This is a genomic window from Brevundimonas sp., assembly GCF_036405315.1.
GTDB lineage: Bacteria > Pseudomonadota > Alphaproteobacteria > Caulobacterales > Caulobacteraceae > Brevundimonas.
In genome coordinates this window covers 1-25639 of sequence record NZ_DASWXW010000013.1, presented here as the reverse complement: position 1 = coordinate 25639, position 25639 = coordinate 1, and the positions used below count along the sequence as shown (strand labels likewise).

The following is a 25639-nucleotide window of genomic DNA, read 5'->3' as shown; positions in this document are numbered from 1 at the left end:
TCCGCGGCGGAGGCGGCGTTCTAGACGCCTCAGTTTTCCGTGTCAAGCAGTTCTTTTTAAAGAACTTTCTTTTCACAAAAGCCGCTCCCGGAGAAGCGGCGGAGGCGGCTATCTAGGGAAAGCCGATCTCCATGTCAACCGAACCAACCAAGCTTTCTGAGGTTCCAAACGCCGAAGCTTTCAGAGCCGCAGAAAACCGACAGGAGAAGCGAAGAAGCCTCCCGCACCGGCAAATCAGCGATTTGATCGAAGCGCGAAGACTAGTCGAGCCACCCGGCGGAAGCAAGGAATTTTTCAACCCCCCTTCCCCGCCAAAACTCCGAAGAACCCGTCTTCGAAACCCCGTGGGCCAGCCCGTCTCCGAGCGAGGCGCGGATATACGGACAGCCTTCCCACTCCACAACCCCGTAAACGACGCTTCCGTGAAAAACCGGACGAACGCGAATCCGCGGCGTCGCGCGACAGCGGCGAGTCTAGCCCGCCGCTATATAGGTGCGCAGGCTTTCGGCCTCCTGGGTGGCTTCAGCGATCTGGCATTTGACCACGTCCCCGATGGAGACGACCCCGGCCAGCCGGCGGTCGCGCAGGACCGGCAGATGACGGACGCGGCGATCGGTCATGCGCGACATCAGGACGGTGACGGTCTCGGCGGGCTCGGCGAAGATCACTTCGGTCGTCATATAATGGGAAGCGGGACGCTTCAGCGCCTCTGCGCCGTCTCGCGAAATCGCCTGGACGATGTCCCGTTCCGAGAGAACGCCGAGGACCGCATCTCCTTCAAGGACGATCAGGGCGCCGACCCGCTTGCGATCCAGTTCGGCGCACGCCTCCATCAGCGGCGTATCGGGCGACAGGGTGAAGACGGCCTCCCCCTTGCCCTTGAGAATTTCGGCGACCAGCATGGCGGCTCCTTCCCGTCAGATATGGGAGGCGGCCGCGGAACGGCCGCTAGGGCCGCAGGATCGCTCAGACCCCCGCGGGAAGCAAATCCGGTCGCGGGCCGAACCAGCGGCCAAGCGGTCCGATCGCCAGAATGCCGACCAGGAAGCCGAAGGCGTGCGCCTCCCAGGCGATGGCCGCGCCGCCCGCTCCGGGCGCCAGGCCGATCAGGCCCACGATCAGATTGGCCGCCATCCAGGCTCCCGCATGCTTCAGAACCCCGGAATGGAACAGCGGCATTACCCGCCCGTGTCCGCCCATGAGACGTGTCGCCGCCCCGATCAGTCCGAACACCGCCCCCGAGGCGCCGACCAGAGGCGCCGCGCTCCCGGGATGGCACAGGCCGTAGCCCAGCGCGGCGAGCATGCCGCTCGCTATATAGAGGGCGATGAAGGCCAGCGGCCCGGCGCCGCGCGACAACAGACGGGCCACCGGCGCGCCGAAGGCCAGGGCGCCGACGGCGTTCATGGCCACATGGGCCCATCCCCCGTGCAGCAGCATGGAGGTGAACAGTCCCGTCCAGCGCCCCTGCTCCAGATCCACGGCCCGGAACGCCATCGATAGGCCCTGGTCCGGCAGACGCTCCTGAAACCAGAAGAGCGCCGGCATGGAGGCCGCGATCAGCACCGGCAGGAAGGGGGCGTTGAAAATCCGCTCGCGGCTGGGATCGGTCGGACCGTCGGCTGAAGTCTGCATGAACCCTTGATGGACAAAGACCGGCGCAATCTCAAGCCGATCTTAAGACCCGCGTTCCAAACTGGCACGCGGGTTGCTTGGCGACCTGCATCGCCCTGCGGAGTGCTTCATGCCGTTTCAAAGACTGATCCTGACCGTCGCCGTCCTGGCCCTGCCCGTCGTGGCGGCCGAAGCGGCGTCCGCGCAGTCGACGGGATCGGCCGGCGCCGCCCAGTTCCAGGCCGGTTACGGCGCCTCGCGCTACACCACCGCCCAGGCCTCCAGCGGCTCGACTCGCGACGCCAACGGCAACCGGCTGATCGTCAACGGCATCATCCAGTCCGGCGCCAGCGCCTATTCCAGTTCGTCGGCCGGGGTTTCGAGCGGTTTCGCCGGCGCCGGATCGTCCAACAACGGCACGGCCATCGGCGGCGCGACCGCCATCGGCAACAGTCTGAACGTCGTGGTCCAGGGCAACCGGAACACGGTGATCATCAACTCCAACCAGACCAATACCGGCGCCATCACCGCCGGGACCGCCCTGAACGGGACCCTGAACTTCTGATGACCGCACATCGCTTCAACCGCCCGCTGCGGGCCGCCGCCGTCGCGGCCGCCGTCGCCAGCGTGCTGGCCGGCTGCGCCAGCACCAGCGCCGGCCCCTCGGGTCAATACGCCAAGCCGATCGGCAACGCCCCGGTGACGTCCAACCCGACGCCCTATTCGACCGCGCTTTACTGCCTGGCCGACTATGCGCGGCGCTACAACCTGCCGTCGCCGCGCATGGCCGTCGGTCGGATCAGCGACTACACCGGGTCCATCTCCTCGGACGGCGGGCGTCAGATCACCCAAGGCGCCTCCCTGATGGCTAACACCGCCCTGGCCAAGGCCGGCGCGCGCATCGTCGAACGCTACGACACCTCGGTGTCGGAACTGGAACTGCGCTACGCCAACAACAAGTTGATCAGCGACGACCAGCCCAACGGCGGGCCGCAGGACGCCGCCTATCGCCGCATTCTGGCGGGTCAGGTGCCGGGCTCGGACTTCTATGTCGTCGGCGGCATCACCGAGGTGAACTACAATATCCGCTCGGGCGGTTTCGACATCGCCGGCGGCGAGGTGGAGCGTAACGGCGGCTCGGGGATGCTGACCGGCAAGGTCTTCGTGATGAACATCGCCATCGACCTGCGCCTGGTGCAGACCACCACGCTCGAGGTCGTAGACGTCGTCTCCTATCAGAAGCAGATCGTCGGCCGCGAGATTTCGGCGGGCGTGTTCGACTTCATGAACGGCAACGTCTTCGACATCTCGGCGGGAACCAGCGGACTGGAGCCGGTGCAACTGGCCGTCCGCGCCCTGGTGGAGCGCGCCACGGTCGAGTTCATGGCCAATCTCTATGGCGCGCCCGGCCCCGAGGTCTGCCTCAGCCCGGCCAACGACCCCTTGGGCGATTCCCCTGTCGGCCCGACCGGCGGCTACTACCCCGCCTATGCAAACACGGACACCAACAATGGTCAGACTCGCGCGGATCCGTCTCGCTGGCACGATCGCCGCGACGGCGATGTGCGCCGCGGCCGCTACTGAGGTCGCGGCCCAGGACCGCGGACTGGTCCTGAACGAACAGATTCAGCTCGGCGACGTTCTCGCCGGGCAGACGCTGGACGTCGTCGACGTCAGCGATCAGGTCACCGTGTCCACCGCCGCCCACGGCAACAGCCTGATCGGCGGTGCGGATGGGCAGGATCTTGAGGTCCGCTCGTCTCAAGATGCACGCGGCGCCGTGTCGGCGACGACGACGCTGACGCTCGGCGGAGACACGAACGGCCTGACCACCGCCGCAACCCAGGCGCGCGGCAACTATCTGGCGGGTACGGCGACCATCGCCCAGATGGCGATCGACGCCGCCCAGACGGTCAGCGGCGACGTCACGGCGACGACCGTCATCACCGGAACCGACGCCCGCCTGGTCGGCGGCGGTCAAATCGGCGCCGCCGCCTTCGGCAACACCGTGGCCCTGGCGGGCGGCGGTTCGGGCGGCGGCCGCGCCTCCCTGACCGGGACCATCGACCAGACCGCCGCGGGTGAGGTCCGCGCCACCAACCAGGCCTCGCCCCGCTTCGTGCGCGATCCCGCCGAGTTCTCCAGCCAGGCGGTCGCCAACGCCGTTCAGGCCACGACCGGCCCCTCCGCCAATCAGGAGCTGGAGGTGCGCCAGCGCTCGTCCGGCGCCATGGTCGAGGCCGGAACAGGCGTCTGGGCCGGCAACGGCTGGAACCTGGCGGCGCGCGCCCACGCGGGCGGCAACCAGGCGACCTTCTACAATCAGGGCGGATCCCTGATCCCGACCACGGATCAGGCCAACAGCGCCCAGATCCGTAGCGCGGCCCAACTCAGCTCCTACGACTTCGGCAAGGCCACGTCCGCCGCCAGCGCCGTCGCCAATGAAGTGACCGTTGGCAACAACGACATCTATGTCGATGTCGACAACACCCAACTGAACTCGGGCGGCGTCGAAGCCACCGCCTCCTTCGTCGGCCAGACCGGCTATGACGCCTATGTCGGCGCCAATGCGGCGGGCAACTCCGTCACCGGCTACGCCTGCGCCGAATGCGGCGGCGATCTGAACGCCCGCAACGTCCAGACCAACAGCGGCAACGTCAGCGCCGTCGCCAACACGACGATCAACGGGTCGGGCCGGAACGTCATCGCCGGCGCCAATGCGGTGGGCAATGCTGCGACCTTCTACGTCACCCGGACCGGCGGAAATTAACATTCGGTAACTTGAGACAGTCAAGGACCTTTGTCACTCTGATCTAACGTGCATACGCCATTGCACGCGACCATCACCGTGCAGGGCCGCAGTCAGTCCCGGGGGCAGCCTGATCGCACGGGGTCCGGAGTCTCACTGAATGCGATCGCCTCGCCACCTGTTGCTGCTTGCCGCCTCCAGCTTCGCCCTCCTGGGCGGAGCCGCCCTGCCCGTCGCGGCTCAGGACGCCCAGCCGTCCAGCCCCTGGGCCCAGGCCGCCAGCGACGTTCCCGTCGATTCCGCCGTGCGCTTCGGCACCCTGCCGAACGGCATGCGCTACGCCATCATGAAGAACGCCACGCCTCCGGGTCAGGCCTCCCTGCGCCTGCGCATCGAGGCCGGTTCGCTGATGGAGAACGACGACCAACTGGGCCTGGCCCACTTCATGGAGCACATGGCCTTCAACGGCACGACCAATGTGCCCGAAAACGAACTGCTGCGCATTCTGGAACGCCTCGGCCTGGCCTTCGGCGCCGACACCAACGCCTTCACCAGCTTCGACCAGACCGCCTATACGCTGGAACTGCCGCGCACCAACGACGAGACCGTCGACACCTCGCTGCGCATCATGCGCGAGCAGGTTTCCGAAGCCCTGATGAAGGCCGAGGACATCGACGCCGAACGCGGCGTCATCGAAGGTGAAGAACGCCTGCGCAACACCCCCGCCCTGCGTTCGATCAAGGCCCAGATCGCCCTGCTGGCGCCCGGCCAGCGTCTGTCCAACCGCCTGCCGATCGGCGACCTCAGCATCATCCGCTCGGCCCCGCGTGAACGCTTCGTCGAGTTCTACAATGCCTACTACCGTCCCGATCGCGCGACGATGATCGCGGTGGGCGACTTCGACGTTGATCAGATGGAAGCCAAGATCAAGGCGACCTTCTCGGACTGGCGCCCCAAGGCCGCCGACGGCCCGAATCCCGATCTGGGAACCGTCGCCCCGCGCTCGGCCGAAACCCGCATCCTGGTCGAACCGGGCATACAGTCGTCGATCCAGTTGAACTGGATCCGCAATCCCGACCTGGACCCCGATACGGTCGCCGAACGGCGTGAAGCCCTGGTGCAGAACCTGGGTCTGGCGGTTCTGAACCGTCGCCTGGGTGAAATCGCCCGCGCCGACAATCCGCCCTTTATCACCGCCAGCGCCAGCCAGGGCAGCCTGTTCGACACTGTCGACCTCGGCAGCGTCTCGGCCAACTTCAACCCCGGCGGTCTGAAGCGCGCGCTCGAAACCATCGAACAGGAGCAGCGCCGTCTGGTGCGGTTCGGCGTGACCCAGGTCGAACTGGACCGCGAAATCGCCAACACCCGCACCGCGCTGGAAACGGCGGTCCAGGCCGCCGCGACCCGCAGCACCCCGGGTCTGGCCAACGCCCTGCTGGGCGCGGCGAACGACGACAAGGTCTTCTCGTCGCCGGCCGCCAACCTCGCCCTGTTCGAAGCGGCCGTGAAGGATCTGAAGGCCGAACAGGTCAGCGGCGCCGTCAAGTCGGTGTTCGAGGGCTATGGTCCGCTGGCCCTGGTCGTCACGCCCGAGGCGATCGAAGGCGGCGAGGCGGGCGTCACCGCCGCCCTGGAAGCCAGCCGCGCCGTCGCCGTCACGGCCCGCGCCGAACAGGCCCAGCTGGAATGGCCCTATGCGAACTTCGGCGCCGCCGCGGTCCCGAGCAGCCGCACCGAGGTCGCCGGTGTCGGCGCCACGATCGTCACCTTCCCGAACGGCGTCCGCCTGACGGTCAAGCCGACGGACTTCAAGGACGAGCAAATCCTGATGACGGTGCGCACCGGCATCGGCGAGGAAGGCCTGCCGACCGACCGCTTCACCTCCCAGATGCTGGCCCCGATGGTCTTCACCCAGGGCGGCCTGGGCAAGCTGACGGCGGATGAGCTGAGCCGCGTCCTGACCGGCAAGATCTACAGCACCGGCTTCTCCATCGACGGCGACGCCTATCAGCTGTCGGGCGCGACCCGTCCCGCCGATCTGCTGCTGCAGATGCAGGTCCTGGCCGCCTATCTGACCGATCCGGGCCTGCGCCCGGCGCCGTTCGAGCAGATCAAGGCCTTCTTCCCGCAGATCCTGGCGCAACAGGTCGCCACGCCGGGCGGCGCCTTCGGCATCCAGGCCGCCGGCCTGCTGGCCAGCGGCGACAAGCGCGAGACGGTGCCCGCCGCCTCCGACATCGCCGCCTTCACCCTGGATGAGCTGAAGCAGGGCGTAGTCCAGGGCCTGTCTTCCGGCCCGATCGACATCGTCATGGTCGGCGACGTCACGGTCGACGATGCGGTCAAGGCCGTGGCCTCGACCTTCGCCGCCCTGCCGACGCGCGCTCCGGCCGCCCAGCCCCTGCCGGGTTCGGACCAGCGTCGCTTCCCGGCGCCGACCGCCCAGCCGGTGCGCCTGACCCACACGGGTCCGGCGGAACAGGCCCTGGGCTACATCGCCTGGCCGACCACCGACGCCGTCGATGACCGCACCGAGGCTCGCAAGGTCAGCATCCTGGCCGAGGTCTTCAAGCTGCGCGTGCTGGAGGAAATCCGCGAGAAGCAGGCCCTGGCCTATTCGCCGCGCGTCTCCTCCTCGTCCTCGGACGTGTTCAAGGGCTACGGCTCCATCTTCGTGATGGCCGAAACGGCGGCGGACAAGATCCCCGCCTTCTACGCGGCCGTGGACGCGATCACCGCCTCGCTGCGTGACGCCCCCGTGACCGAGGACGAGCTGAACCGCGCCCGTCTGCCCGTCATCGAGTCCCTGCGTCGCAGCCAGGCCGGCAACGAGTACTGGCTCGGCCAACTGGAAGACCTCGCGGCCAAGCCGGACTCGATCGAGCAGATCCAGTCGCACATCAGCGACCTGGAATCCTTCACCGTCGCCGACATTCAGGCCGCCGCACGGCAATACCTGAAGCCGGACACGGCCTGGAAGGCCGAGGTCGTCTCGGACAAGGCTCCGGCCCGGTAAGGGCAGGACGAAAAAGGGGCCCCGATCCGGCGGATCGGGGCCCCAGGTCTTTTGGCCTAGTCGACGGAGAGTCGATGGCCGCAATCTAGTTCAGCCAGCCTGTCGCCAGGCTGAACAGCCTATTCAGAAGACGCGGCCGCCGACGCCGCCGTCCAGCATGATGACCGCGCCCGTGGCGACAGCCCCGGCGCTCTCGACCATCTCCTCACGATACTCGGTGTAGGTCTCCTCGCGGATCATGGTCAGCACCTTCACGCCCGCGCCATAGCGGCGCAGCAGCGAACGCTCGTTGCAGTCGCGTTCCTGCTTCTCGGGACGGCATTCCAGCTGACCGCCGCGGCCGTACCACAGGGCCTCGCGCTTGTTGCAGTTCAGGGTCTCGCCCGGACCGCCCATTTCATCGCCGATGGTCCATTGCAGCTTGGTCCCGGCGATGCAGCGATACAGCTCGCCCTCATAGTCCATGGCCACGTCGCGGCCAGGACGCACCTGCGAGGCCGGGTGCGGCACGGCGCGGTCGTCGATGCAGACGGCCTGGATGACCACCCGCTTCTCCATGCGGCGCGAGGCCGTATAGGGGACGCGGACCATTTCCATGGTCTTGCCCTCGACCGTCAGGCCCTGGATCGTCGTGGGATAGGGCTGATCGACGTTGAAATAGGCGCCGCCGCCCCCGCCGACGATCACCGTCGCGCCGCTGCGCGATCCGCCAAAGGCGCGCGCCGTCGCCGACGCATTGGCGCTGGCGTTCACATTGACGTTCACATTCACATTGCCGCCCGAGCCGCAGCAGGGCGGAGGCGGCGGCGGCAGACAGCCCCCTCCGCCGCAGGGGCCGCTCGGGATCGGCGGCGGCGGCGGAGGGGGCGGCGGTTGGCACGTACCGCCGCACTGGGCCGCGGCCGTGTCAGCGATCGCCATGAGGCCCACAAAGGCCCCTGACGCCGCCAGCAAAGTCTTGATCCGCACCCGCATGGGCTGGGCTCCTGCATTGTTCTTCGCGCCGCGTCTTGCAAGTCGCGGGCCGGTCCAATGCAGGATCAAAGCGCCAAAGCCTTGCGTTTCCGTTGCCCGAAACGCGAAAGTCGACCCGCAAGCTGTGCCATCCTGACGCGCTGCGCCGCGATTCAAGGGCTCAAACGAGCGAGCGCAGCTCCCGCATGTAGCGTTTCCAGTTCTGCACATAATGCTGGGCCGAAATCCGCAGGGCCTCGACCTGCGCCTCGTCCAGATCCCGCACCACCTTGCCGGGCTGGCCCATGACCAGGCTGTTGTCAGGAATGACCTTGCCCTCGGTGATCAGGGCGTTGGCGCCGATCAGACAGTTCTTCCCTATCCGCGCGCCGTTCAGGATCACCGCCCCGATGCCGATCAGGCTGTTGTCGCCGATGGTGCAGCCGTGCAGCATGGCCTTGTGCCCCACGGTCACGCCTTCGCCGATCGTCAGGGGCGAACCGACGTCGGTGTGCAGGATGCTGCCGTCCTGAATATTGCTGTCGCGGCCGATGACGATGGGATCATTATCCCCTCGCAAAACCGTGTTGAACCAGATGCTGGCGCCGGGATGCAGAATCACATTCCCTAGGACCGTTGCATTCGGCGCGACCCAGTATTCGCCCTCCGGCGGAAGCTGCGGCTTGCTGTCGCCTAGACTGTAAACACTCATCCGAACACCGCCTATGTTTCAGAAAATGATGGCTTTAAGCCTTCATAAACTACGCTAGCATCAAATTGTTGATGCGATTCGAGGTCGCCATTTCGGCCCCGGATCCGAAGCCGGATCAAGCCCGGTCCGGTCAGATACTGGAGAATGCGCATGGCGTGTTCGCGACCGGTTCCGGGACGACGCCTCTGCTGCGGCGACGATCCTGCGGCTGATCCGGGCGGCCGCTGCGTGGCTCCGGCCCCCTCCTCCCCCACCGACGACCAAGGCGTGTCCCTGCCGGGCGCGCCTTTTTTCATGCCCTGGAGGCGTTCATGACGAAGCGTTCGGCCATCAAGAATCAGGTCCGCGAAGGCGTGCTGGATTCGCGGGAGTTCCTGCAGGACGCCAAGGTGCGGCGATTGCCGCCCCGCAACGGCTGGTCGCCCTATCCCTCGAACGACGAACGCGATCAAGGCTACCTCAAGACGCTGAAGCCCAAGTCGGACGGCCAGGCCGAGCTGATGGACGCCGTCGACGCCCACAACCTGGTCCTGGCCCTGGGCCCGGCCGGCACCGGCAAGACCTATCTGGCCGTGGCCAAGGCGGTCGAGGCGCTGGAGGCGGGCAAGGTCGGGCGTATCGTCCTCAGCCGCCCGGCCGTCGAGGCCGGGGAGTCGATCGGCTTCCTGCCCGGCGACATGGAGGACAAGCTGGCCCCCTATCTGCGCCCACTCTACGACGCCCTGTCGGACCGGCTCAGCATGAAGCGGGTCAAGGCCCTGATGGCCGAGGGGCTGATCGAGATCGCCCCCATCGGCTATATGCGCGGCCGCACGCTGAACAACGCCTTCATCGTCGTGGATGAGGCGCAGAACTGCACCTACGTCCAACTTAAGATGCTGCTGACCCGGCTGGGCTGGCACTCGACCATGGTGGTAACGGGCGACCCGCATCAGTCGGACCTGCTGCCCGGCGTTTCGGGCCTGTCGGACATCGCCGAGCGGCTGGAAGCGGTGCCCGAGATCGCCGTGGTTCGCCTGGCCGAACGCGACATCGTGCGCCACCCCCTGGTCGCGAGCATGATCGGCGTACTGTAAGCTCCCCCGATCAGGATGCGGATGCGGAAGAGGCCCGGCGAGCGATCGCCGGGCCTCTTTTTGTTACATGACGTCTGCCAGCTTCGCCTTGGCCTCGTCCTTCCTGGGCGCGGTCACGACCCGCCCCCCGATCCGGTCGATCAGGGCGAAGACAAAGGGATTGAGCGAGATCGACAGCAGGGCGGAGGCCAGGATCAGGTCATGGGTTTCGCGGCTCATGGCCCCCAGAGACACCGAGATGGCGGCCAGGATGAAGGAGAATTCGCCGATCTGGGCCAGGGCGGCGGCGACCGTCAGGCTGGTCGCACGGTCTAGCTTGAAGGCCGTGGTGATGGCCAGGGCCGCCACTGACTTGCCGATGATGACAATGCCCAGGACGCCGAGCACCGCCAGCGGCTCGCGCACCAGGATGGTCGGATCGAACAGCATGCCGACCGAGACGAAGAACAGCACGGCGAAGGCGTCGCGCAGCGGCAGCGAGCGTTCGGCGGCGTTATGGCCCAGCGGCGAGCTGTTCAGCACCAGGCCAGCCAGGAAGGCGCCCAGGGCGAAAGAATGGAACAGGTAGTAGGCGACCCAGGCGATGCCCAGGGCGATGGCCAGCACCCCCAGGGTGAACAGTTCGCGCGACTTGGTGTGGGCGATCCGCACCAGCACCCAGGGCAGGACCTTGGCGCCGACCACCAGCATGACGCTGACGAAGCCCGCGACCTTGACCAGGGTCCAGCCGATGGACTTGAGCAGTTCCGCGCCGCTCAGGGTCTCGCCCGGCTGGATGATCACCAGGGGCAGCATGACCAGGGCGATGACGATCACCAGGTCCTCGACGATCAGCCACCCCATGGCGATGCGGCCGGCGTTGCTCTTGAGCTGCTTGCGCTCCTCGAGCGCCCGCAGGAGCACCACGGTCGAGGCGACGGACAGCGAGAAGCCGAGCAGCAGTGCCTCGACGTCGCCGAGACCCAGCATGAAACGACCTAGGCCCCAGCCTAGCACGGTGGCGGCGCCGATCTGGACGAGGGCGCCCGGGATGGCGACCTTGCGCACCTTCATCAGGTCGGCGAGCGAGAAGTGAAGCCCGACCCCGAACATCAGCAGGATGACGCCGATCTCGGCCAGTTGCGGCGCCAGTTCAGTGTCCGCGACGAAGCCCCCCGTGTAGGGACCGACCACGACCCCCGCCACCAGATAACCGACCAGAGGCGACAGCTTCAGCCGATTGGCCAACATGCCGAACACGAAGGCGAGGACGAAGCCTCCGACCAGGGTGATGATCAGGCTGTCGGCATGCGGCATCGGCGCTCCTGCGTCGGTGAAGGGTTTCCCTGGGGTGTAAACCTCGAACTGGGGGCGCGCAGCCGCCACGGCAAGGCTTTCACCCCCATTTTACCGGGATGAAACCGATTTGAAACAATCAAAGTTGCGTGCGCGACGACGGGTCGCGCCGACGAGCAGCCTAGGCCCGCACGGCCCGGCTCGCATCGACGCCCAAAGCCGTCAGAGCCGTCGCCACGATGTGGTCGGCGTCGAGGCCGGCCTGGGCGTACATGACCTCGGGCTTGTCCTGGTCCTGGAAGACGTCAGGCAGGTTGAGCGTGCGGATCTTGAGGCCGCCGTCCAGCGCGCCCTTCTCGGCCAGCAGTTGCAGGACGAAGGCGCCGAAGCCGCCCATGGCGCCCTCTTCCACCGTGATCAGGCATTCATGCTCGCGCGCCAGGCGCAGGATCATGTCGGCGTCCAGAGGCTTGGCGAAACGGGCGTCGGCGACGGTGGCCGAGACGCCGCGCGCGGCCAGCAGGTCGGCGGCCTTCAGCGATTCCTGCAGGCGGGTGCCCAGCGACAGGATGGCGACGGACGCGCCTTCGCGGACGATGCGGCCCTTGCCGATCTCCAACGGGGCGCCCAGTTCGGGGATCTCGACGCCGACGCCGTCGCCGCGCGGATACCTGAACGCCGAAGGGCGGTCGTCGATGGCCAGGGAGGTCGAGATCATGGCGGCCAGTTCGGCCTCGTCGGCGGCGGCCATCAGCACCATGCCCGGCAGCGCCCCCATGAAGCCGATGTCGAAGCTGCCCGCGTGGGTCGCGCCGTCGGCGCCGACCAGACCGGCGCGGTCCATGGCGAAGCGCACCGGCAGGGACTGGATCGCCACGTCGTGGACGACCTGATCATAGCCGCGCTGAAGGAAGGTCGAATAGATGGCGCAGACCGGCTTCATGCCGTCGGCGGCCAGACCGGCGGCGAAGGTGACGGCGTGCTGCTCGGCGATGCCGACGTCGAACGTCCGGTCGGGGAAGGCCTGACCGAACAGGTCCAGCCCCGTGCCCGTCGGCATGGCGGCGGTGATGGCGACGATGCTCGGGTCGATGCGGGCGTGCTTGATCAGCTCGGTCCCGAAGACCTTGGTGTAGCTGGGGGCGTTGGAGACGGCCTTGGCCTGCTTGCCCGAGACCACGTCGAACTTGACCACGCCATGATACTTGTCGGCGCTGTTCTCGGCCGGGGCGTAACCCTTGCCCTTCTGCGTCACGACGTGGACCAGCACCGGACGGTCAGTGATGGCCGCGGCGTTTTTCAGGATCGGGACCAGGTTCTCCATGTCGTGACCGTCGATCGGCCCGATGTAGTAGAAGCCCAGCTCCTCAAAGAAGGTGCCGCCGACGATCATGCCGCGGGCGTATTCCTCAGCCTTGCGCGCCGCGTCGCGGAAGGGGCGCGGCATGTGGTCGACGAACTTCTTCCCGACCTTGCGGATGTTCTGATAGGCGCCGCCCGAGACCTGCTTGGCCAGATAGGCGCTCATGCCGCCGACGGGCGGGGCGATCGACATGTCGTTGTCGTTCAGCACCACCATCAGCTGGCCGTTGGTGGCTTCGGCGGCGTTGTTCATCGCCTCATAGGCCATGCCCGCCGACATGGAGCCGTCGCCGATGACGGCCACGACACGGTTCTTCTCGCCCTTGGCGTCGCGAGCGGCGGCGAAGCCCAGCGCGGCCGAGATCGAGGTCGAGGCGTGGGCCGCGCCGAAGGGGTCGTATTCACTTTCCGAACGCTTGGTGAAGCCGGACAGGCCGCCGCCCTGACGCAGGGTGCGGATGCGGTCGCGCCGCCCGGTCAGGATCTTGTGCGGATAGCACTGATGGCCGACGTCCCAGATCAGGATGTCCTTCGGCGTCTCGAACACATGGTGCAGGGCCACGGTCAGCTCGACCACCCCCAGCGCCGAGCCCAGATGGCCGCCGGTGACGGAGACGGCGTCGATGGTCTCGGTCCGCACGTCGTCGGCCAACTGCTTCAGCCGCGCGATGTCGAACCCGCGCATGTCGGCGGGAACGGTGACGGTGTCGAGAACGGGGGTGTCGGGCATGGAGATCGGGGGCCTTTGACGCAGGACGTCATTCAGTAACCCGCGGGAGGCGGGCGCGTTTCCTATCAGGACCGGCGTTTGAGCACAAAGTCCACGCTGGCCTTGAGGATTTCGGCCTCGTGGCCGAACAGGTCAAGGTGCGAACGGGCCTGATCGGCCAGGTGCGCGACCCTCTGTCGCGCCGCCTCGACGCCCAACAGGGTGACGAAATTGGTCTTGCCGAGCGCCGCGTCCTTGCCGCCGGCGGCCTTGCCCATCTCCTCGGCCGAGCCTTCCGCGTCCAGAACATCGTCGATGATCTGATAGGCCAGACCCAGGTCGTGGGCGAAGCTGGTCAGGGCGTGCCAGGCGTCTTCGCCGCCGCGCGAGATGATCAGCGGGATCTCGAAGGCGTAGGCGAACAGGGCGCCGGTCTTGAGCCGCTGCATCCGGGCGACGCCGCCGAGGTCGTCGCGCACGCCCAGCAGGTCGATCATCTGGCCGCCGGCCATGCCGCGCGCGCCCGACGCATAGGACAGCCGACGCGCCAGCTCGCAGCGCACCGCCGCGTCGTCGTGGGTGTCTTCGTCCAGAATGATGTCGAAGGCGGCGGTCTGCAGCGCGTCGCCGGCCAGAATCGCGGTCGCCTCGTCATAGGCGATGTGCAGGGTCGGACGGCCGCGCCGGACGTCGTCGTCGTCCATGGCCGGCAGATCGTCATGCACCAGCGAATAGGCGTGGACACATTCCAGGGCGCAGGCCGCGCGCAGGACGGCCTGCTCGTCCACTTGCAGCATCCGGCCCGCCTCGATGGCGAAGAAGGGGCGCAGGCGCTTGCCCGGGCCAAGGGCCGCATAGCGCATGGCCTCGGTCAGGCGCGATTCGGGGCCGTCGGCGCGCGGCAGCAGCTCATCAAGCGCGACCGTGACCAGATCGGCGATCTCGGCCACGCGGTCGATGACGGCCTGTTCGGGAGAGTTGGCAGCGAGCATGGTCAAAACAGCCTCCCGCCCAGCGGAAGATCGCGGTCGACGCCGGCCAGGACGACATTTCCGTCCGCATCGGGGAAGCCCAGGGTCAGCACTTCGGACTTGACCGGCCCGATCTGGCGCGGCGGGAAGTTGACCACCGCCGCGACCTTGCGGTCCTGCAGATCGTCCAGGGTGTAGTGATGGGTGATCTGGGCCGAGGACTTCTTGATCCCGATGGCCGGGCCGAAGTCGATGGTCAGCTTGTAGGCGGGCTTGCGCGCCTCGGGAAACGGCTCGGCCTTGATGATCCGGCCGACGCGGACGTCGACCTTGAGGAAGTCATCCAAGCCGATGGGCGGCGCGAGGTCGGCGTCAGACATCAGCCGAACTCGGCCGGCTCGACGCCCTTGGCCTGGCCGTCGGCGCCGACGACGATCTTCTCGACGCGTAGCTGGGCGGCTTTCAGTCGGGCCTCGCAATGTGCCTTAAGGCGCGCGCCTTCTTCATACAGGGCGATGGACTCTTCCAATGGGGCCTGGCCCGACTCCAGACGCGAGACGATGCCCTCCAGACGCGACAGGGCGTCCTCGAAGCTGAGATCGGCGGAAACGGCGGGGGAGGCGGAGGCGTCGGTCATGATGCGGGCAACCTAGAGACGCCCGCGCGGCGCATCAACGACGAAAGGCGCCGCACCCGTCACCCAGTTGCTTGTCGTTCCCGTGATCGCCCCCGTTCGCTCATCCCGGCGAAGGCGGGGATGAGCGTAGAAGGACAGCTCAACGCTTCTCGAAGCGCCGTTGCGACCAGTATTTGAAGCCCTGGTTGTGGGCCAGACGCCAGCCGTGGGCCTTCAGCCGTTGGCCGACCATGTGGTTGAAATAGCCGTGGGCCAGCACCAGGACGTCGCGGCCTTCACCGGCGCGCGCGATCAGGATGCGGGCGGCCTGATCGGCGCGGACCTCGGCCTCGGCACGGGTTTCCTGGCCTTCGTGGTGGTTGAAGACGTGCCACCAGAAGCGCGAGATGACGCCCCAGTAGCGCGGCGACAGCTTGAGCCACTTCGGGAAATGCGGCGGCGGCAGGGGCGCCTCGATGAACAGGGCGTCGACCAGGACCTCGCGGTCGCGGGCCACGGCGCGGGCCGTTTCCTGGGCGCGCGGGCGGCTCGAGGCGTAGATGGCGCCCGCGCCCTCGGCGGCGCTCAGCAGGGCCTGCGGCGGGGTCTGGCCGGCGCGCAGGCCGCCGACCTCGTAGCGGCCCCACCAGTCGCGATATTCGTCCGAGGTGATCAGACATTTGCGCGACAGGGCCGGTTCCCCGTGTCGGGCCAGGATGATCGCGCCGAGATCCGGCGCCGCCTGGGCGGCGCGGGTCGCCTCATTGGGCGTCGATGCGGCGGATTCGGTGTGAGTCATGAGAGCGGGAGACGTCATAGCACGGGGAGCGGCCTGTGAAATCAAGGCTTTGGCGTCCCTCAATCCCCCCGATTGCGGTTAACGGGGCCAATGCTTCGGCAGCCCCTTGGAAGATGGTGGTAGCCCCCGGCGCGCGGCCCTGCAACCACCAAGCGATGACAGCCTCGCGAGCGCCCCCTGCGCCCTCGACCGCAGCGTTCGGCGGCGCTATGGCCGAAGCCATGACCGAGCCCGTGATCCGCCCCGCCCGTCCCGACGACGCCGCCGCCCTGGCCGCGCTGGGCCGTCAGACCTTCGTGGACACCTTCGTCGAAGGCTTCGGCATCCCCTACCCCGCCGCCGACCTGGCCGGCTTCCTCGACAAGAGCTTCAGCGTCGAGACCCTCCAGACCAAGCTGGTCGAGCCCGGCGCCGCCTGGTGGGTGGCCGACCGCGACGGCGAGATCCTGGGCTTCGCCAACACCGGGCCGAACACCCTGCCCCATCCCGACGCCCGCCCCGGAAACGCCGAACTGCGCCGCCTCTACATCGGCCGCGACGCCCAGGGCCTGGGCCTGGGCACCAGGCTGCTGAAGCTGGCGCTGGAATGGATGGAGGCCCACACCGACGGTCCCATGTGGATCGGCGTCTGGAGCGGCAACGAAAAGGCCCAGAAGCTCTACGCCGCCTACGGCTTCGAGAAGGCCGGCGAATACGACTACCCGGTCGGCGCCTGGAACGACCACGAGTTCATCTTGCGGCGCGGCTGATCCCGGCCCAGTCTGATCTCATGCTCCTGCCCTTCTTCACCGCCCTGCGCGAAGCCCGTGTTCCGGTTTCGTTGAAGGAATGGCTCCATCTGATGGAGGCCATGGACAAGGACGTGGCGGGGCGGGACGTCGAAGCCTTCTATCACCTGTCTCGGGCGGTGCTGGTCAAGGACGAGAAGCACTATGACCGCTTCGATCAGGTCTTCGCCAAGGTGTTCAAGGGGCTGGAGACGGTCGGCGCGGGCGAGGACCTGACCACCGACATCCCCGAGGACTGGCTGCGGCTGCTGACCGAGAAGTTCCTGACCGACGAGGAGAAGGCCCAGATCGAGGCCCTGGGCGGTTTCGACAAGCTGATGGAGACGCTGAAGCAGCGTCTGGACGAACAGAAGGGCCGGCACGAAGGCGGCAACCGCTGGATCGGCACCGGGGGGACCAGCCCCTTCGGCCACGGCGGCTACAACCCCGAGGGCGTGCGCATCGGCGGACCGGGCAAGCAGGGCCGCGCAGTCAAGGTCTGGGAGAAGCGCGAATACAGGAACCTGGACGACACGGTCGAGCTGGGCACCCGCAACGTCAAGGTCGCCCTGCGGCGTCTGCGCCGCTTCGCGCGCGAGGGCGCGGCCGAGGAGCTGGATCTGGACGGCACCATCAACGGCACGGCGCGTCAGGGCTGGCTGGACATCCAGATGCGGCCCGAGCGGCGCAATACGATCAAGGTCCTGCTGTTCCTCGACATCGGCGGCTCGATGGATGGCCACATCAAGCTGTGCGAGGAGCTGTTCTCGGCGGCCAAGACCGAGTTCAAGAACCTGGAATTCTTCTACTTCCACAACTGCCTCTACGAAGGGGTGTGGAAGGACAACCGGCGGCGTCACAACGAGAAGATCCCGACCTGGGACGTGCTGAACAAATACCCCGGCGACTGGCGCGCCATCTTCGTCGGCGACGCCACCATGAGCCCCTATGAGATCACCATGCCCGGCGGCTCAGTCGAGCACTGGAACGAGGAGGCCGGCGCCGTCTGGCTGAAACGCGCCCGCCAGCAGTGGGACAGGTCGGTCTGGCTGAACCCCGTGACCGAACGCTACTGGAGCTATACCCAGTCAGTCGGCCTGATCCGCGAGGTCATGGACCAGCGCATGTTCCCCCTGACGCTGGACGGGCTGGACAAGGCCATGCGGAGCCTGACACGGTAGAGGTCTGATCGAGGAGGCCCCGATCAAGGAGGGAGCGATGACGACGGCTCTGCTTTTCGCCCTGGTGCTGCAACAGGCCGCGCCAACCGTGGTCTGGTCCGACGATCCGCCCCCTCCTGTCGAGCAGGCCATCCAGGCGGCCCCTGTTCCGGTCCTGCCCGCCCACGCCCTGGCCGATCCCTATGGCTGGGAGCGGTCGCAGTGCAGCCCCTTCATCCGCAAGGACGAGCCGCTGGAGCACTGTCAGGCGCGGGTGCGGGTGACGCTGGCCGCCGTCCTGGGCGACCGGTTGCCCGAGGGCCTGCGCCCCGCGGCGGCGCTGGAGAACTGCACACCCGGCACGGCGGCGAACGGCTACGCCATGCAGTGCGGACCGCGCCCGGTTGCGGCGCTGGGCGCACCGCCGCCGCAGGAAACGGTCTGCGACAACCGCCCGCAGCGCACGTCCAGCGGCGCCCTGGCCTTCAACAGCGAGTGCCGCCCGGCGGCGGGCGAGGCGCGCGAACGTGAAGGTCTGCGTATTCGTCTGGGCGGCGACTGACCGCGCCCCGCGCCGGTTTCAGCCGCGCGACCGCAGCCATTTGGCGACGGCCCAGGCGTGGGCTTCGTGGCGCAGGCGGGACAGGGCCTCCAGCGGCTCCAGCCAGACCAGCTCATGATCGGCCTCGCACTGGGTCGAGGCGTCGAAGCCCGTCAGGCGCACGGTCCAGAATCCGCCGGCGTTATTGACTGGCGAGCCGTCGGTGCGGCGGAAATACTGGGCGGCCTCGACCAGGCGGTCCTCGGGCTGGACGATCAGGCCGGTTTCCTCGGCGAATTCGCGGATCAGGGCCTGCTGTTCGCTTTCCTCGCCGTCGACGGCGCCGCCCGGCAGGTCGAAATAGCTGCCCTCGCCCCGATCCACGCGCACGCAGGCCAGCTTGCCGTCGCGCTCGACCAGGCCGAAGGCGGCGGGGCGATGGATGTAGTCGAGGCCCGGACGGGCCGTTCCAAACTGAAGCTTCATTACGGCAGACTAACGCGCGTCCGAGCCGATGCGAAAGGGCCTATAGATCGAAGATCAGTCGCGCCCGAACGCCGGGATGATCGGCGTCGAACTCGACCGCCGAACGCAGCCCCCCGGCCATGGCCGAGACGATCTTGGCGCCCAGGCCGGTGCCCTTCGGCGTCCCGTCGCCCAGACCCGGCCCGTCGTCCTCAACGGTCAGCACGGCCCGCCCTTCGGCGGCGGTTTCCAGCACCACGCGAATCTCGCCGCCCTCGCCCGGCTCATAGGCGTATTTGACGGCGTTGGTGACGAGTTCCGTGACGATGACGCCCAGCGACACCGCCTGATCCGTGGTGACGCGCATGGGCTCGGCGCGCAGGGTCAGGTGCGGTGAAGTCTCGCCCGGCCCCACCGACTTGCCCAGCTCCTCGACCAGACCCGCCAGGTATTCGTCCATCGCCACCGTAGCCATGTCCGACGAGGTATAGAGGCGGCGATGGACGTGGGCCACGGCCTCGATCCGCACCTGGGCCTCGCGCAGGGCCGAGCGAGCCCCCTCGTCCGCCAGTTGGCGCAACTGCAGCGAGATGAAGCTGGAGACCAGTTGGAGGGAGTTGCCGACCCGGTGATTGACCTCGCGCAGCATGGCCTCGGCGCGGTCGCGCGCCAGACGGACCTCTTCCTGAGCGGCCTCGTTCTCACGCTCAAGGCGACGGCGCAGCAGGGCGTCCTCGATGGCCGACCGCAGCAGGGCGGTGAAGTCCTCGGACACGTCCTTGATGACATAGTCGGCGGCGCCGGCCCGCAGGGCGGCCACCGCGATCCGACCGTCCTGGGCGCCGGTGACATAGACCACCGGCGGCGGACTCGGCAGGGCCAGGATGTCCGGCAGGACATCCAGACCTTCGCGGCCCGGCATGTGGTGGTCCAGGGCGCAGACGTCGAAACTCCCGACGCGCAACGCCTCCAGCCCCGCCTCGCCTTCGGGCGCGCAGATCACGTCATAGCCGTGGCGCGACAGCTCCTTCTGGACCAGCCGCGACAGGGCGCGGTCGTCGTCGATATACAGCAGGCGGATCGCGGCCCCCATGTCGCTCAAATCTCGGGCGCCTGCATGACGGACAGGAAGAGGCCCAACTGCTGGATCGCTCCAGCGAAGGCTTCGTAATCCACCGGCTTGGTGATGTAGACGTTGCAGCCCAGGTCGTAGCAACGCTGGATTTCAACCTTGTCGTCGGTGGTGGTCAGGATCACCACGGGGGCGCGGCGCAGGCGCTCGTCCGACTTGACCCGTTCCAGAATGTCGGTGCCCGACATATCCGGCAGGTTGAGATCCAGCAGGATCAGCAGCGGCCCCTCGGCGCGCACCTCGTCGCTGAACAGATAGTCCAGGGCCGCCCCGCCCTCGGCGAAATGGACGATGTCGTTGGCGATATTGGCGCGGCGGATGTTCTTTTCGATGAGCTTGGCGTGACCGTGGTCGTCCTCGACCATGACGATTTTCACGGAGTGGCTCATAGACGGTCTCCTGCATCACCCGGCACGATCAATCGTGTGGGGAATTTCAGATGGAATGTCGAGCCTTGTCCCAGCTCGGACTCCAGCGTGATGGTCCCGCCAAGACGGCGCACGCTGTTGCGGACGAAGGCCAGCCCCAGGCCCTCGCCCGGCTGATCCTGTTTCCCCGCACGGCGGAACAGCTCGAAGATGCGTTCGTGGTCGCGCTCCGAAACGCCGCGGCCATTATCGACGATGCGGTAGTGGACGCGCCCGTCGTCGCCCGCCTCGCCCTCGACGACGATGCGGATCGGCCGGCCCGGATGTCGGTATTTGACGGCGTTGTCGATCAGGTTGCCGAAGATCTGCTCGATCGACAGACGGTCGCTTTCAAGCTCCGGCAGTGTCCGCACGACGATCTCGCCGCCCGCCTCGATGACCTGATGGTGAACGCTGTCGGCGATGGACTGGACCAGGGCGGTCATGCCCAGGGCTTCGGGGACCAGGGCGCGGCGGCCGTCGCGCGACAGTTTCAGAATGGCGTTGATCAGCCGGTCCATCTTGGCCGTCGAGGCGCGAATGAAGCCCACGGCCTCGGGCACGTCCTCGCGCACGGCTCGGATCGCCTCGGGCTCGATCGCCTCGGGATGGGTCTGGGCCAGAGTGCTCAGTTGATGGCCGAAGACCTTGCCCACCTGCTCCAGCTCGGAAGTGTAGCCCATGACATTGACCAGGGGCGCGCGCAGATCGTGACTGACGATGTAGGCGAAGCGTTGGATTTCCTCGTTGGCGCGGGTCAGTTCGGCGGTGCGGTCGCGGACCTGGTTCTCCAGACCGGCGTTGACCCGGTCCAGCTCCATATGGGCCGCCTCGATCTCCTCGACATAGCGCCGAACCAGCCAGACGCTGATCCCGGCCAGGATCAGGATCAGCAGGGCGGCGAGCGCATTGACCGACACCGTCACCGCCGAGGCGCGCTCGGATTGCCGGGTGCGCTCGGCCAGACGCTGGGCCTCGACGGCGTCGATCGCGGTCAGTTCGACCCGCATCTGATCCATCAAGGTCTTGCCCCGGCCGCTGCGGATCAAGGAGACCGCCTCGCCGATCCGCCCCGTGCGGGTCAGGGCGATCGTCTCGTCCATAAGCCGCATCCGCTCATGATAGAGCGACTGCACGCGCGCCAGCCGGGGGTTCAGTTCCGCGTCGTCCCCGATCAGCCCATCCAGCCGCGCCAGGACGTCCGGCAATTCAGCCACGGCCCTGTCGTGGACACGAAGATACTCCGGCCGGGCGGTCAGCATGAAACCCCGCTGCCCGGTCTCGGCGTCGACCAGAAGGCTGAGCACGTCCTTGGCCGCCAGACGGACCTGCTGGCTGTGATCGACCGTGTCGTTATAGGCCGTCGTCCTCTGGATCATGACGAAGGTGGCCGCGTTCACCGCCAGCAGCAGCAGGATAGCCAGGGCCAGCAGGGCGATGATCGAACGACTGAGCGTCGGCGTGCGCAAAAAGGCGCCAAAGGTGCGCAAGGCCGACCGAATGCGTTTCATGATTCGAGCATCCGCGACCGTCCCGCTCGAGTCCAGTCGTTAACCTCGACGCGGCGTCAGACCGTGCCGACGGTTCGCAGACGAGCCTTGGGATGGACCTCGTTCTGGCTCATCACCACGGTCTGGCCGCGGAACCGCTCGATGATCGAGCGGACGTAGGGGCGGACCTGCGGTCCCGTCAGCAGGACCGGATTCTCGCCGGCCATGGCGGCGCGCTCGAACACGTCGCGGACGTTGCGGATGAAGTCCTGCAGACGGCTGGGCGCCATGGCCAGTTGCTTGTCCTCGCCCGGGCCGATCAGGGCCTCGGCGAAGGCCTGCTCCCAGTCCGGCGACAGGCTGACGATCGGCAGGGCGCCGTCGTCGCCCCGGTTGGCCCAGCACAGCTGGCGCGCCAGGCGCGTGCGGACGTGTTCGACCAGGGTGGTGACGCTGGTGGTGTGCGGCGCGGCCTCGGCCAGACCTTCGAGGATGGCGGGCAGGTCACGGATCGAGACCTTTTCCCGCAACAGGGTCTGCAGCACGCGTTGCAGGGTGGTGACGGTGACGACCGTGGGGATCAGTTCGTCGACCAGCTTCTTCTCCTCGCCCTGCAGCTCCTTCAGCAGCTTCTGCACCTCGGCGTAGGAGAGCAGGTCGGCCATGTTCTCCTTGAGGATCTCGGTCAGGTGCGTGGTCAGCACCGTCGACGGATCGACCAGGGTGTAGCCGCGGAAGGTGGCTTCCTCGCGCAGGCTCTCGTCGATCCAGGTCGCCGGAAGCCCAAAGGCCGGCTCGCGCGTGTGCTCGCCGGGCAGCTCGACCTGACGCCCCGCCGGGTCCATGGCCATCAGTTGGGCCAGACGCACCTCGCCGGCCCCGGCCTCCATCTCCTTGATGCGGATGGCGTAGCCCTGATTGGGCAGGCGCATGTTGTCGAGGATGCGCACGCTGGGCATGACGAAACCGTATTCCTGGGCCAGCGAACGGCGCAGGGCGCGGATCTGATCGGTCAGGCGACGCCCCTCCAGATCATTGATCAGCGACAGCAGGGCGTAGCCCAGCTCGATCTTGACCTCGTCGATGGTCAGAGCCGTGGCGATCGGCTCCTCGACGTCTTCCTTGGGCTTCAGCTCGACGGTTTCGACCGGCGGCGGCTTCAGCCGGTCGCGGCCCAGCTTCCAGGCCATGAAGCCCGAGCCGATGGCGAGGGCCGCGAACGGGATCAGCGGCATGCCCGGGATCAGGCCGATCAAGCCCGCCGCGCCGGACACCACGCCCAGGCTGACCGGGTTGGTGGCCAGTTGCGCCACCAGGGCCTTGTCCGCTGTGCCCTCGACGCCCGCCTTCGACACCAGGAAGCCGGCGGCGATGGAGACGATGATGGCCGGAACCTGTGTCACCAGACCGTCGCCGATGGTCAGCTGGACATAGGTGTTGGCCGCCTCGCCCACCGGCATCTTGTGCTGCAGCACCCCGATCAGCAGGCCGCCGATGGCGTTGATGAAGGTGATGATCAGGCCGGCCACGGCGTCGCCGCGCACGAACTTGGAGGCGCCGTCCATGGCCCCGAAGAAGGTGGATTCCTGCTCCAGCTCCTTGCGGCGCAGCTTGGCCTGGTCCTCGGTGATCAGCCCCGACGACAGGTCGGCGTCGATGGCCATCTGCTTGCCCGGCATGGAGTCCAGGGTGAAACGGGCCGAGACCTCGGCGATCCGGGTCGAGCCCTTGGTGATGACGACGAAGTTCACCACCAGGACGATGGCGAAGATGATCACCCCGATGATGAAGTTGCCGCCCATCATCAGCTCGCCGAAGGCGTTGATGACCTGACCGGCGGCGTCGTGGCCTTCCTGGCCGTGGGTCAGGATCAGGCGTGTGGAGGCCAGGTTGAGGCCCAGGCGATACAGGGTCGAGACCAGCAGCACCGTCGGGAAGATGGCGAAGTCGAGCGGCCGCTTCATCATCACGGCCGTCATCAGGATCAGCACGCTGGAGACGATCGAGATCGCCAGCAGCAGATCCAGCAACATCTTCGGGATCGGCACGATCAGCAGCATGATCACGCCGATCACGCCGACCGCCATCAGCACCTCGCCGCGCATCAGCCAGCCGAGCGCGTCGCGCCCGGTGGGGCGCGCGTAGCCGTCCTTCATCAGGATCGGCGCATCAACCATGGCGGCGGACGAAGGTCATCCCGCCTGATGACAGGATTCGCGCAGGTTCAGCCATGCCCCAGCGCCTTGAGCGCCAGACGGGTGGCGTCGGCGATGACGGCTTCACGCTGGGCGTCGGTCGAGTCTCGCGTGGCGTGGAAATAGACGGCGATGACGACGGGCGCGCCTTCGGGGGGCTGGATCAGGCCGATGTCGTTGGTGGGGCCATAGCCGCCGGTGCCGGTCTTGTGCGCCACGGTCCAGCCGGCGGGGACACTCGCCTTGATGCGGCCCTGCCCCGTTGGCGTGTCGGTCATCCAGCGCATCAGCAGGGCCTTGGAGGCCGGGTTCAGCGGGGTGTCGGGCGAGACCAGCAGACGGCTGATGTTCTGCACCGACTGGATCGGGGTGATGGTGTCCTTGTCGCCGTCGAGGCGGTTCATCTCGGGCTCGAGGCGGTCGACACGGGTGCTGTCGTCGCCGATGCCGCGATAGAAGGCGCGAAGGGCGTCCAGCCCGCCCATCTCGCGGATCAGGATGTTGGCGGCGGGGTTGTCGCTCAGCTCGACCGTCGCCCGCATCAACTGTTCTACCGTCAGGGTCGAACCCACGGCTTTCTCCGTGGTCGGCGCGTGGTTGATCATGTCGGCGGCTGTGATCGGGACGGCGCGATCCAGCCGCTCCAGCCCAGCCTGGACCCGCAACAGGGTGGCGGCCGCCAGATACATCTTGAAGGTAGAGCAGTAGACGAAGCGTTCGTCGCCGCGCCAAGCCGCGTTCACGCCGCCTGAGGCGACGGCCAGACCCATGCGTCCGCCGTGACGGGCTTCCAGATCCGACAGGTCCAGATCCAACGTCTGCGCGGGCGCCTCGACGTCGGCCTCGACCGCCTCGACCTCGCGCGAGCAGGCCGAGAGCATCAGCACGCCCGCGCCCAGCAGAACCGTCCGACGGTCGGCGCGCATGGGCCTAGCCCGCCGCGCCGTAGGCTGCGGCGACGCCCGATTGCGGGGCCGGGATGGGCGTGCCCTCGTCGGCGTATTCGTTCAGCTTGTTTCGCAGGGTGCGGATCGAGATGCCGAGGATGGTCGCCGCATGGGTGCGGTTGCCCAGGCAGTGGTTCAGGGTGTCCAGGATCAGGGTCTTTTCCATCTCGGCCACCGTCTGACCGACGAAGCTGCGGGTCATGGCGTCGGCCATCTGGGCCGCGTGGCCGGCGACCCCGGCGTCATAGGTCGAGGCGGTCGGCGACGGCGCGGTCGAGCCGCCTTCCAGCAGCGGACGGCCGTCCGGCAGACGGATGGCGTCGACGTCGATCTCGGCCCCCGTCGCCAGCAGGACGGCGCGGTGCATGGCGTTTTCCAGCTCGCGCACGTTGCCGGGCCAGCGGTGGCCGACCAGGGCCCGGCGGGCCTCAACCGAGATCGGACGCGGCGGCACGCCGTTGGCGGCGGCGTACTTGCGGATGAAGTGGTCGCACAGCACGGCGATGTCGCCCGGACGTTCGCGCAGAGACGGCAGACGCAGGTTCACCACGTTCAGGCGATACAGCAGGTCCTCGCGGAAAGTCCCCTCAGCCACGGCCTTGGCCAGGTCGCGGTTCGAGGTGGCGATGATGCGGATGTTGACCGGCACGGGCTTGGAGCCGCCGACGCGGTCGATGACCCG

Annotated in this window: 25 protein-coding genes; 8 read left to right on the top strand and 17 right to left on the bottom strand. The window is 67.5% G+C overall.

Annotation, left to right across the window (positions count from 1 at the left end):
- Positions 1–473 precede the first annotated feature (473 nt).
- Positions 474–902, bottom strand: a complete 429-nt coding sequence (locus VGE49_RS00675; RefSeq protein ID WP_331032662.1) for a CBS domain-containing protein — start codon at positions 900–902, stop codon at positions 474–476.
- 64 nt (positions 903–966) lie between these two features.
- Positions 967–1635: a rhomboid family intramembrane serine protease gene (locus tag VGE49_RS00670; protein ID WP_331032661.1), complete on the bottom strand. Its 669-nt coding sequence runs from the start codon at positions 1633–1635 to the stop codon at positions 967–969.
- Between the two features lie 109 nt (positions 1636–1744).
- Between VGE49_RS00670 and hfaA the strand changes: the two genes are divergently transcribed.
- From hfaA to VGE49_RS00650, 4 genes are all read left to right on the top strand, one after another.
- The gene (gene hfaA / locus VGE49_RS00665; RefSeq protein WP_331032660.1) at positions 1745–2179 is read left to right on the top strand and encodes a holdfast anchoring protein HfaA; all 435 of its coding nucleotides are present in this window, start codon (positions 1745–1747) and stop codon (positions 2177–2179) included.
- Entirely contained in the window at positions 2179–3198 is a 1020-nt protein-coding gene (gene hfaB, locus VGE49_RS00660) for a holdfast anchoring protein HfaB (RefSeq protein WP_331032659.1), read from the top strand. Before hfaA ends, hfaB begins: the two co-directional genes overlap by 1 nt.
- Positions 3125–4384, top strand: coding sequence for a holdfast anchor protein HfaD (hfaD, locus tag VGE49_RS00655; RefSeq protein WP_331032658.1), 1260 nt, complete (start codon positions 3125–3127; stop codon positions 4382–4384). Before hfaB ends, hfaD begins: the two co-directional genes overlap by 74 nt.
- Positions 4385–4523: 139 nt before the next feature.
- The gene (locus VGE49_RS00650; protein WP_331032657.1) at positions 4524–7379 is read left to right on the top strand and encodes a M16 family metallopeptidase; all 2856 of its coding nucleotides are present in this window, start codon (positions 4524–4526) and stop codon (positions 7377–7379) included.
- A 123-nt stretch (positions 7380–7502) separates the two neighbouring features.
- Here the strand turns inward: VGE49_RS00650 and VGE49_RS00645 are convergent, their stop codons facing one another.
- Together VGE49_RS00645 and VGE49_RS00640 are read right to left on the bottom strand one after the other, a co-directional pair.
- Positions 7503–8144: a hypothetical protein gene (locus tag VGE49_RS00645; protein WP_331032656.1), complete on the bottom strand. Its 642-nt coding sequence runs from the start codon at positions 8142–8144 to the stop codon at positions 7503–7505.
- A 370-nt stretch (positions 8145–8514) separates the two neighbouring features.
- A complete protein-coding gene (locus tag VGE49_RS00640; RefSeq protein ID WP_331032655.1) occupies positions 8515–9045 on the bottom strand; it encodes a gamma carbonic anhydrase family protein in 531 nt (176 codons plus the stop codon).
- 299 nt (positions 9046–9344) lie between these two features.
- Between VGE49_RS00640 and VGE49_RS00635 the strand changes: the two genes are divergently transcribed.
- Positions 9345–10121 carry a PhoH family protein gene (locus tag VGE49_RS00635; protein ID WP_331032666.1) on the top strand — a complete coding sequence of 259 codons (777 nt, stop codon included), beginning with the start codon at positions 9345–9347 and terminating at the stop codon, positions 10119–10121.
- Positions 10122–10184: 63 nt separating this feature from the next.
- On the opposite strand, the gene VGE49_RS00630 is transcribed toward VGE49_RS00635, so the two are convergent.
- From VGE49_RS00630 to VGE49_RS00605, 6 genes are all read right to left on the bottom strand, one after another.
- Positions 10185–11417: a cation:proton antiporter domain-containing protein gene (locus VGE49_RS00630; RefSeq protein WP_331032654.1), complete on the bottom strand. Its 1233-nt coding sequence runs from the start codon at positions 11415–11417 to the stop codon at positions 10185–10187.
- Positions 11418–11577: 160 nt separating this feature from the next.
- Positions 11578–13488, bottom strand: a complete 1911-nt coding sequence (gene dxs / locus VGE49_RS00625; RefSeq protein ID WP_331032653.1) for a 1-deoxy-D-xylulose-5-phosphate synthase — start codon at positions 13486–13488, stop codon at positions 11578–11580.
- 65 nt (positions 13489–13553) lie between these two features.
- A complete protein-coding gene (locus tag VGE49_RS00620) occupies positions 13554–14459 on the bottom strand; it encodes a polyprenyl synthetase family protein (protein WP_331032665.1) in 906 nt (301 codons plus the stop codon).
- Between the two features lie 2 nt (positions 14460–14461).
- A complete protein-coding gene (locus tag VGE49_RS00615; RefSeq protein WP_331032652.1) occupies positions 14462–14818 on the bottom strand; it encodes a tRNA-binding protein in 357 nt (118 codons plus the stop codon).
- The gene (locus tag VGE49_RS00610; RefSeq protein WP_105563889.1) at positions 14818–15075 is read right to left on the bottom strand and encodes an exodeoxyribonuclease VII small subunit; all 258 of its coding nucleotides are present in this window, start codon (positions 15073–15075) and stop codon (positions 14818–14820) included. Before VGE49_RS00610 ends, VGE49_RS00615 begins: the two co-directional genes overlap by 1 nt.
- Before the next feature lie 139 nt (positions 15076–15214).
- Positions 15215–15853 (bottom strand): histidine phosphatase family protein, encoded by a 639-nt coding sequence (locus VGE49_RS00605; protein WP_331032651.1) that lies wholly within the window; start codon positions 15851–15853, stop codon positions 15215–15217.
- A 221-nt stretch (positions 15854–16074) separates the two neighbouring features.
- Between VGE49_RS00605 and VGE49_RS00600 the strand changes: the two genes are divergently transcribed.
- Genes VGE49_RS00600 through VGE49_RS00590 form a run of 3 tightly spaced genes read left to right on the top strand, consistent with a single transcriptional unit; the run spans position 16075 to position 18342 of the window.
- Positions 16075–16602, top strand: coding sequence for a GNAT family N-acetyltransferase (locus tag VGE49_RS00600; protein ID WP_331032650.1), 528 nt, complete (start codon positions 16075–16077; stop codon positions 16600–16602).
- Between the two features lie 20 nt (positions 16603–16622).
- Positions 16623–17801 (top strand): vWA domain-containing protein, encoded by a 1179-nt coding sequence (locus VGE49_RS00595; protein ID WP_331032649.1) that lies wholly within the window; start codon positions 16623–16625, stop codon positions 17799–17801.
- Positions 17802–17838: 37 nt separating this feature from the next.
- Positions 17839–18342, top strand: a complete 504-nt coding sequence (locus tag VGE49_RS00590; protein ID WP_331032648.1) for a hypothetical protein — start codon at positions 17839–17841, stop codon at positions 18340–18342.
- 18 nt (positions 18343–18360) lie between these two features.
- Here VGE49_RS00590 and VGE49_RS00585 read toward each other — a convergent pair whose 3' ends face one another.
- The 7 genes from VGE49_RS00585 to VGE49_RS00555 form a co-directional block, all read right to left on the bottom strand.
- Positions 18361–18807, bottom strand: a complete 447-nt coding sequence (locus tag VGE49_RS00585; RefSeq protein ID WP_331032647.1) for an NUDIX domain-containing protein — start codon at positions 18805–18807, stop codon at positions 18361–18363.
- A 40-nt stretch (positions 18808–18847) separates the two neighbouring features.
- Positions 18848–19879: a sensor histidine kinase gene (locus VGE49_RS00580; RefSeq protein ID WP_331032664.1), complete on the bottom strand. Its 1032-nt coding sequence runs from the start codon at positions 19877–19879 to the stop codon at positions 18848–18850.
- Positions 19880–19884: 5 nt separating this feature from the next.
- The gene (locus VGE49_RS00575) at positions 19885–20307 is read right to left on the bottom strand and encodes a response regulator (protein WP_331032646.1); all 423 of its coding nucleotides are present in this window, start codon (positions 20305–20307) and stop codon (positions 19885–19887) included.
- Positions 20304–21836 (bottom strand): sensor histidine kinase, encoded by a 1533-nt coding sequence (locus VGE49_RS00570; RefSeq protein ID WP_331032645.1) that lies wholly within the window; start codon positions 21834–21836, stop codon positions 20304–20306. The genes VGE49_RS00575 and VGE49_RS00570 overlap by 4 nt, the downstream gene beginning before the upstream one ends.
- A gap of 56 nt (positions 21837–21892) precedes the next feature.
- Complete coding sequence (gene flhA, locus VGE49_RS00565) at positions 21893–23971, bottom strand: flagellar biosynthesis protein FlhA (protein ID WP_331032663.1); 2079 nt, start codon at positions 23969–23971, stop codon at positions 21893–21895.
- Between the two features lie 68 nt (positions 23972–24039).
- Positions 24040–24936, bottom strand: a complete 897-nt coding sequence (gene bla / locus VGE49_RS00560; protein ID WP_331032644.1) for a class A beta-lactamase — start codon at positions 24934–24936, stop codon at positions 24040–24042.
- Between the two features lie 4 nt (positions 24937–24940).
- Positions 24941–25639 (bottom strand): AAA-type ATPase lid domain-containing protein (locus tag VGE49_RS00555; protein WP_331032643.1); only part of this gene is annotated, 699 nt, incomplete at its 5' end.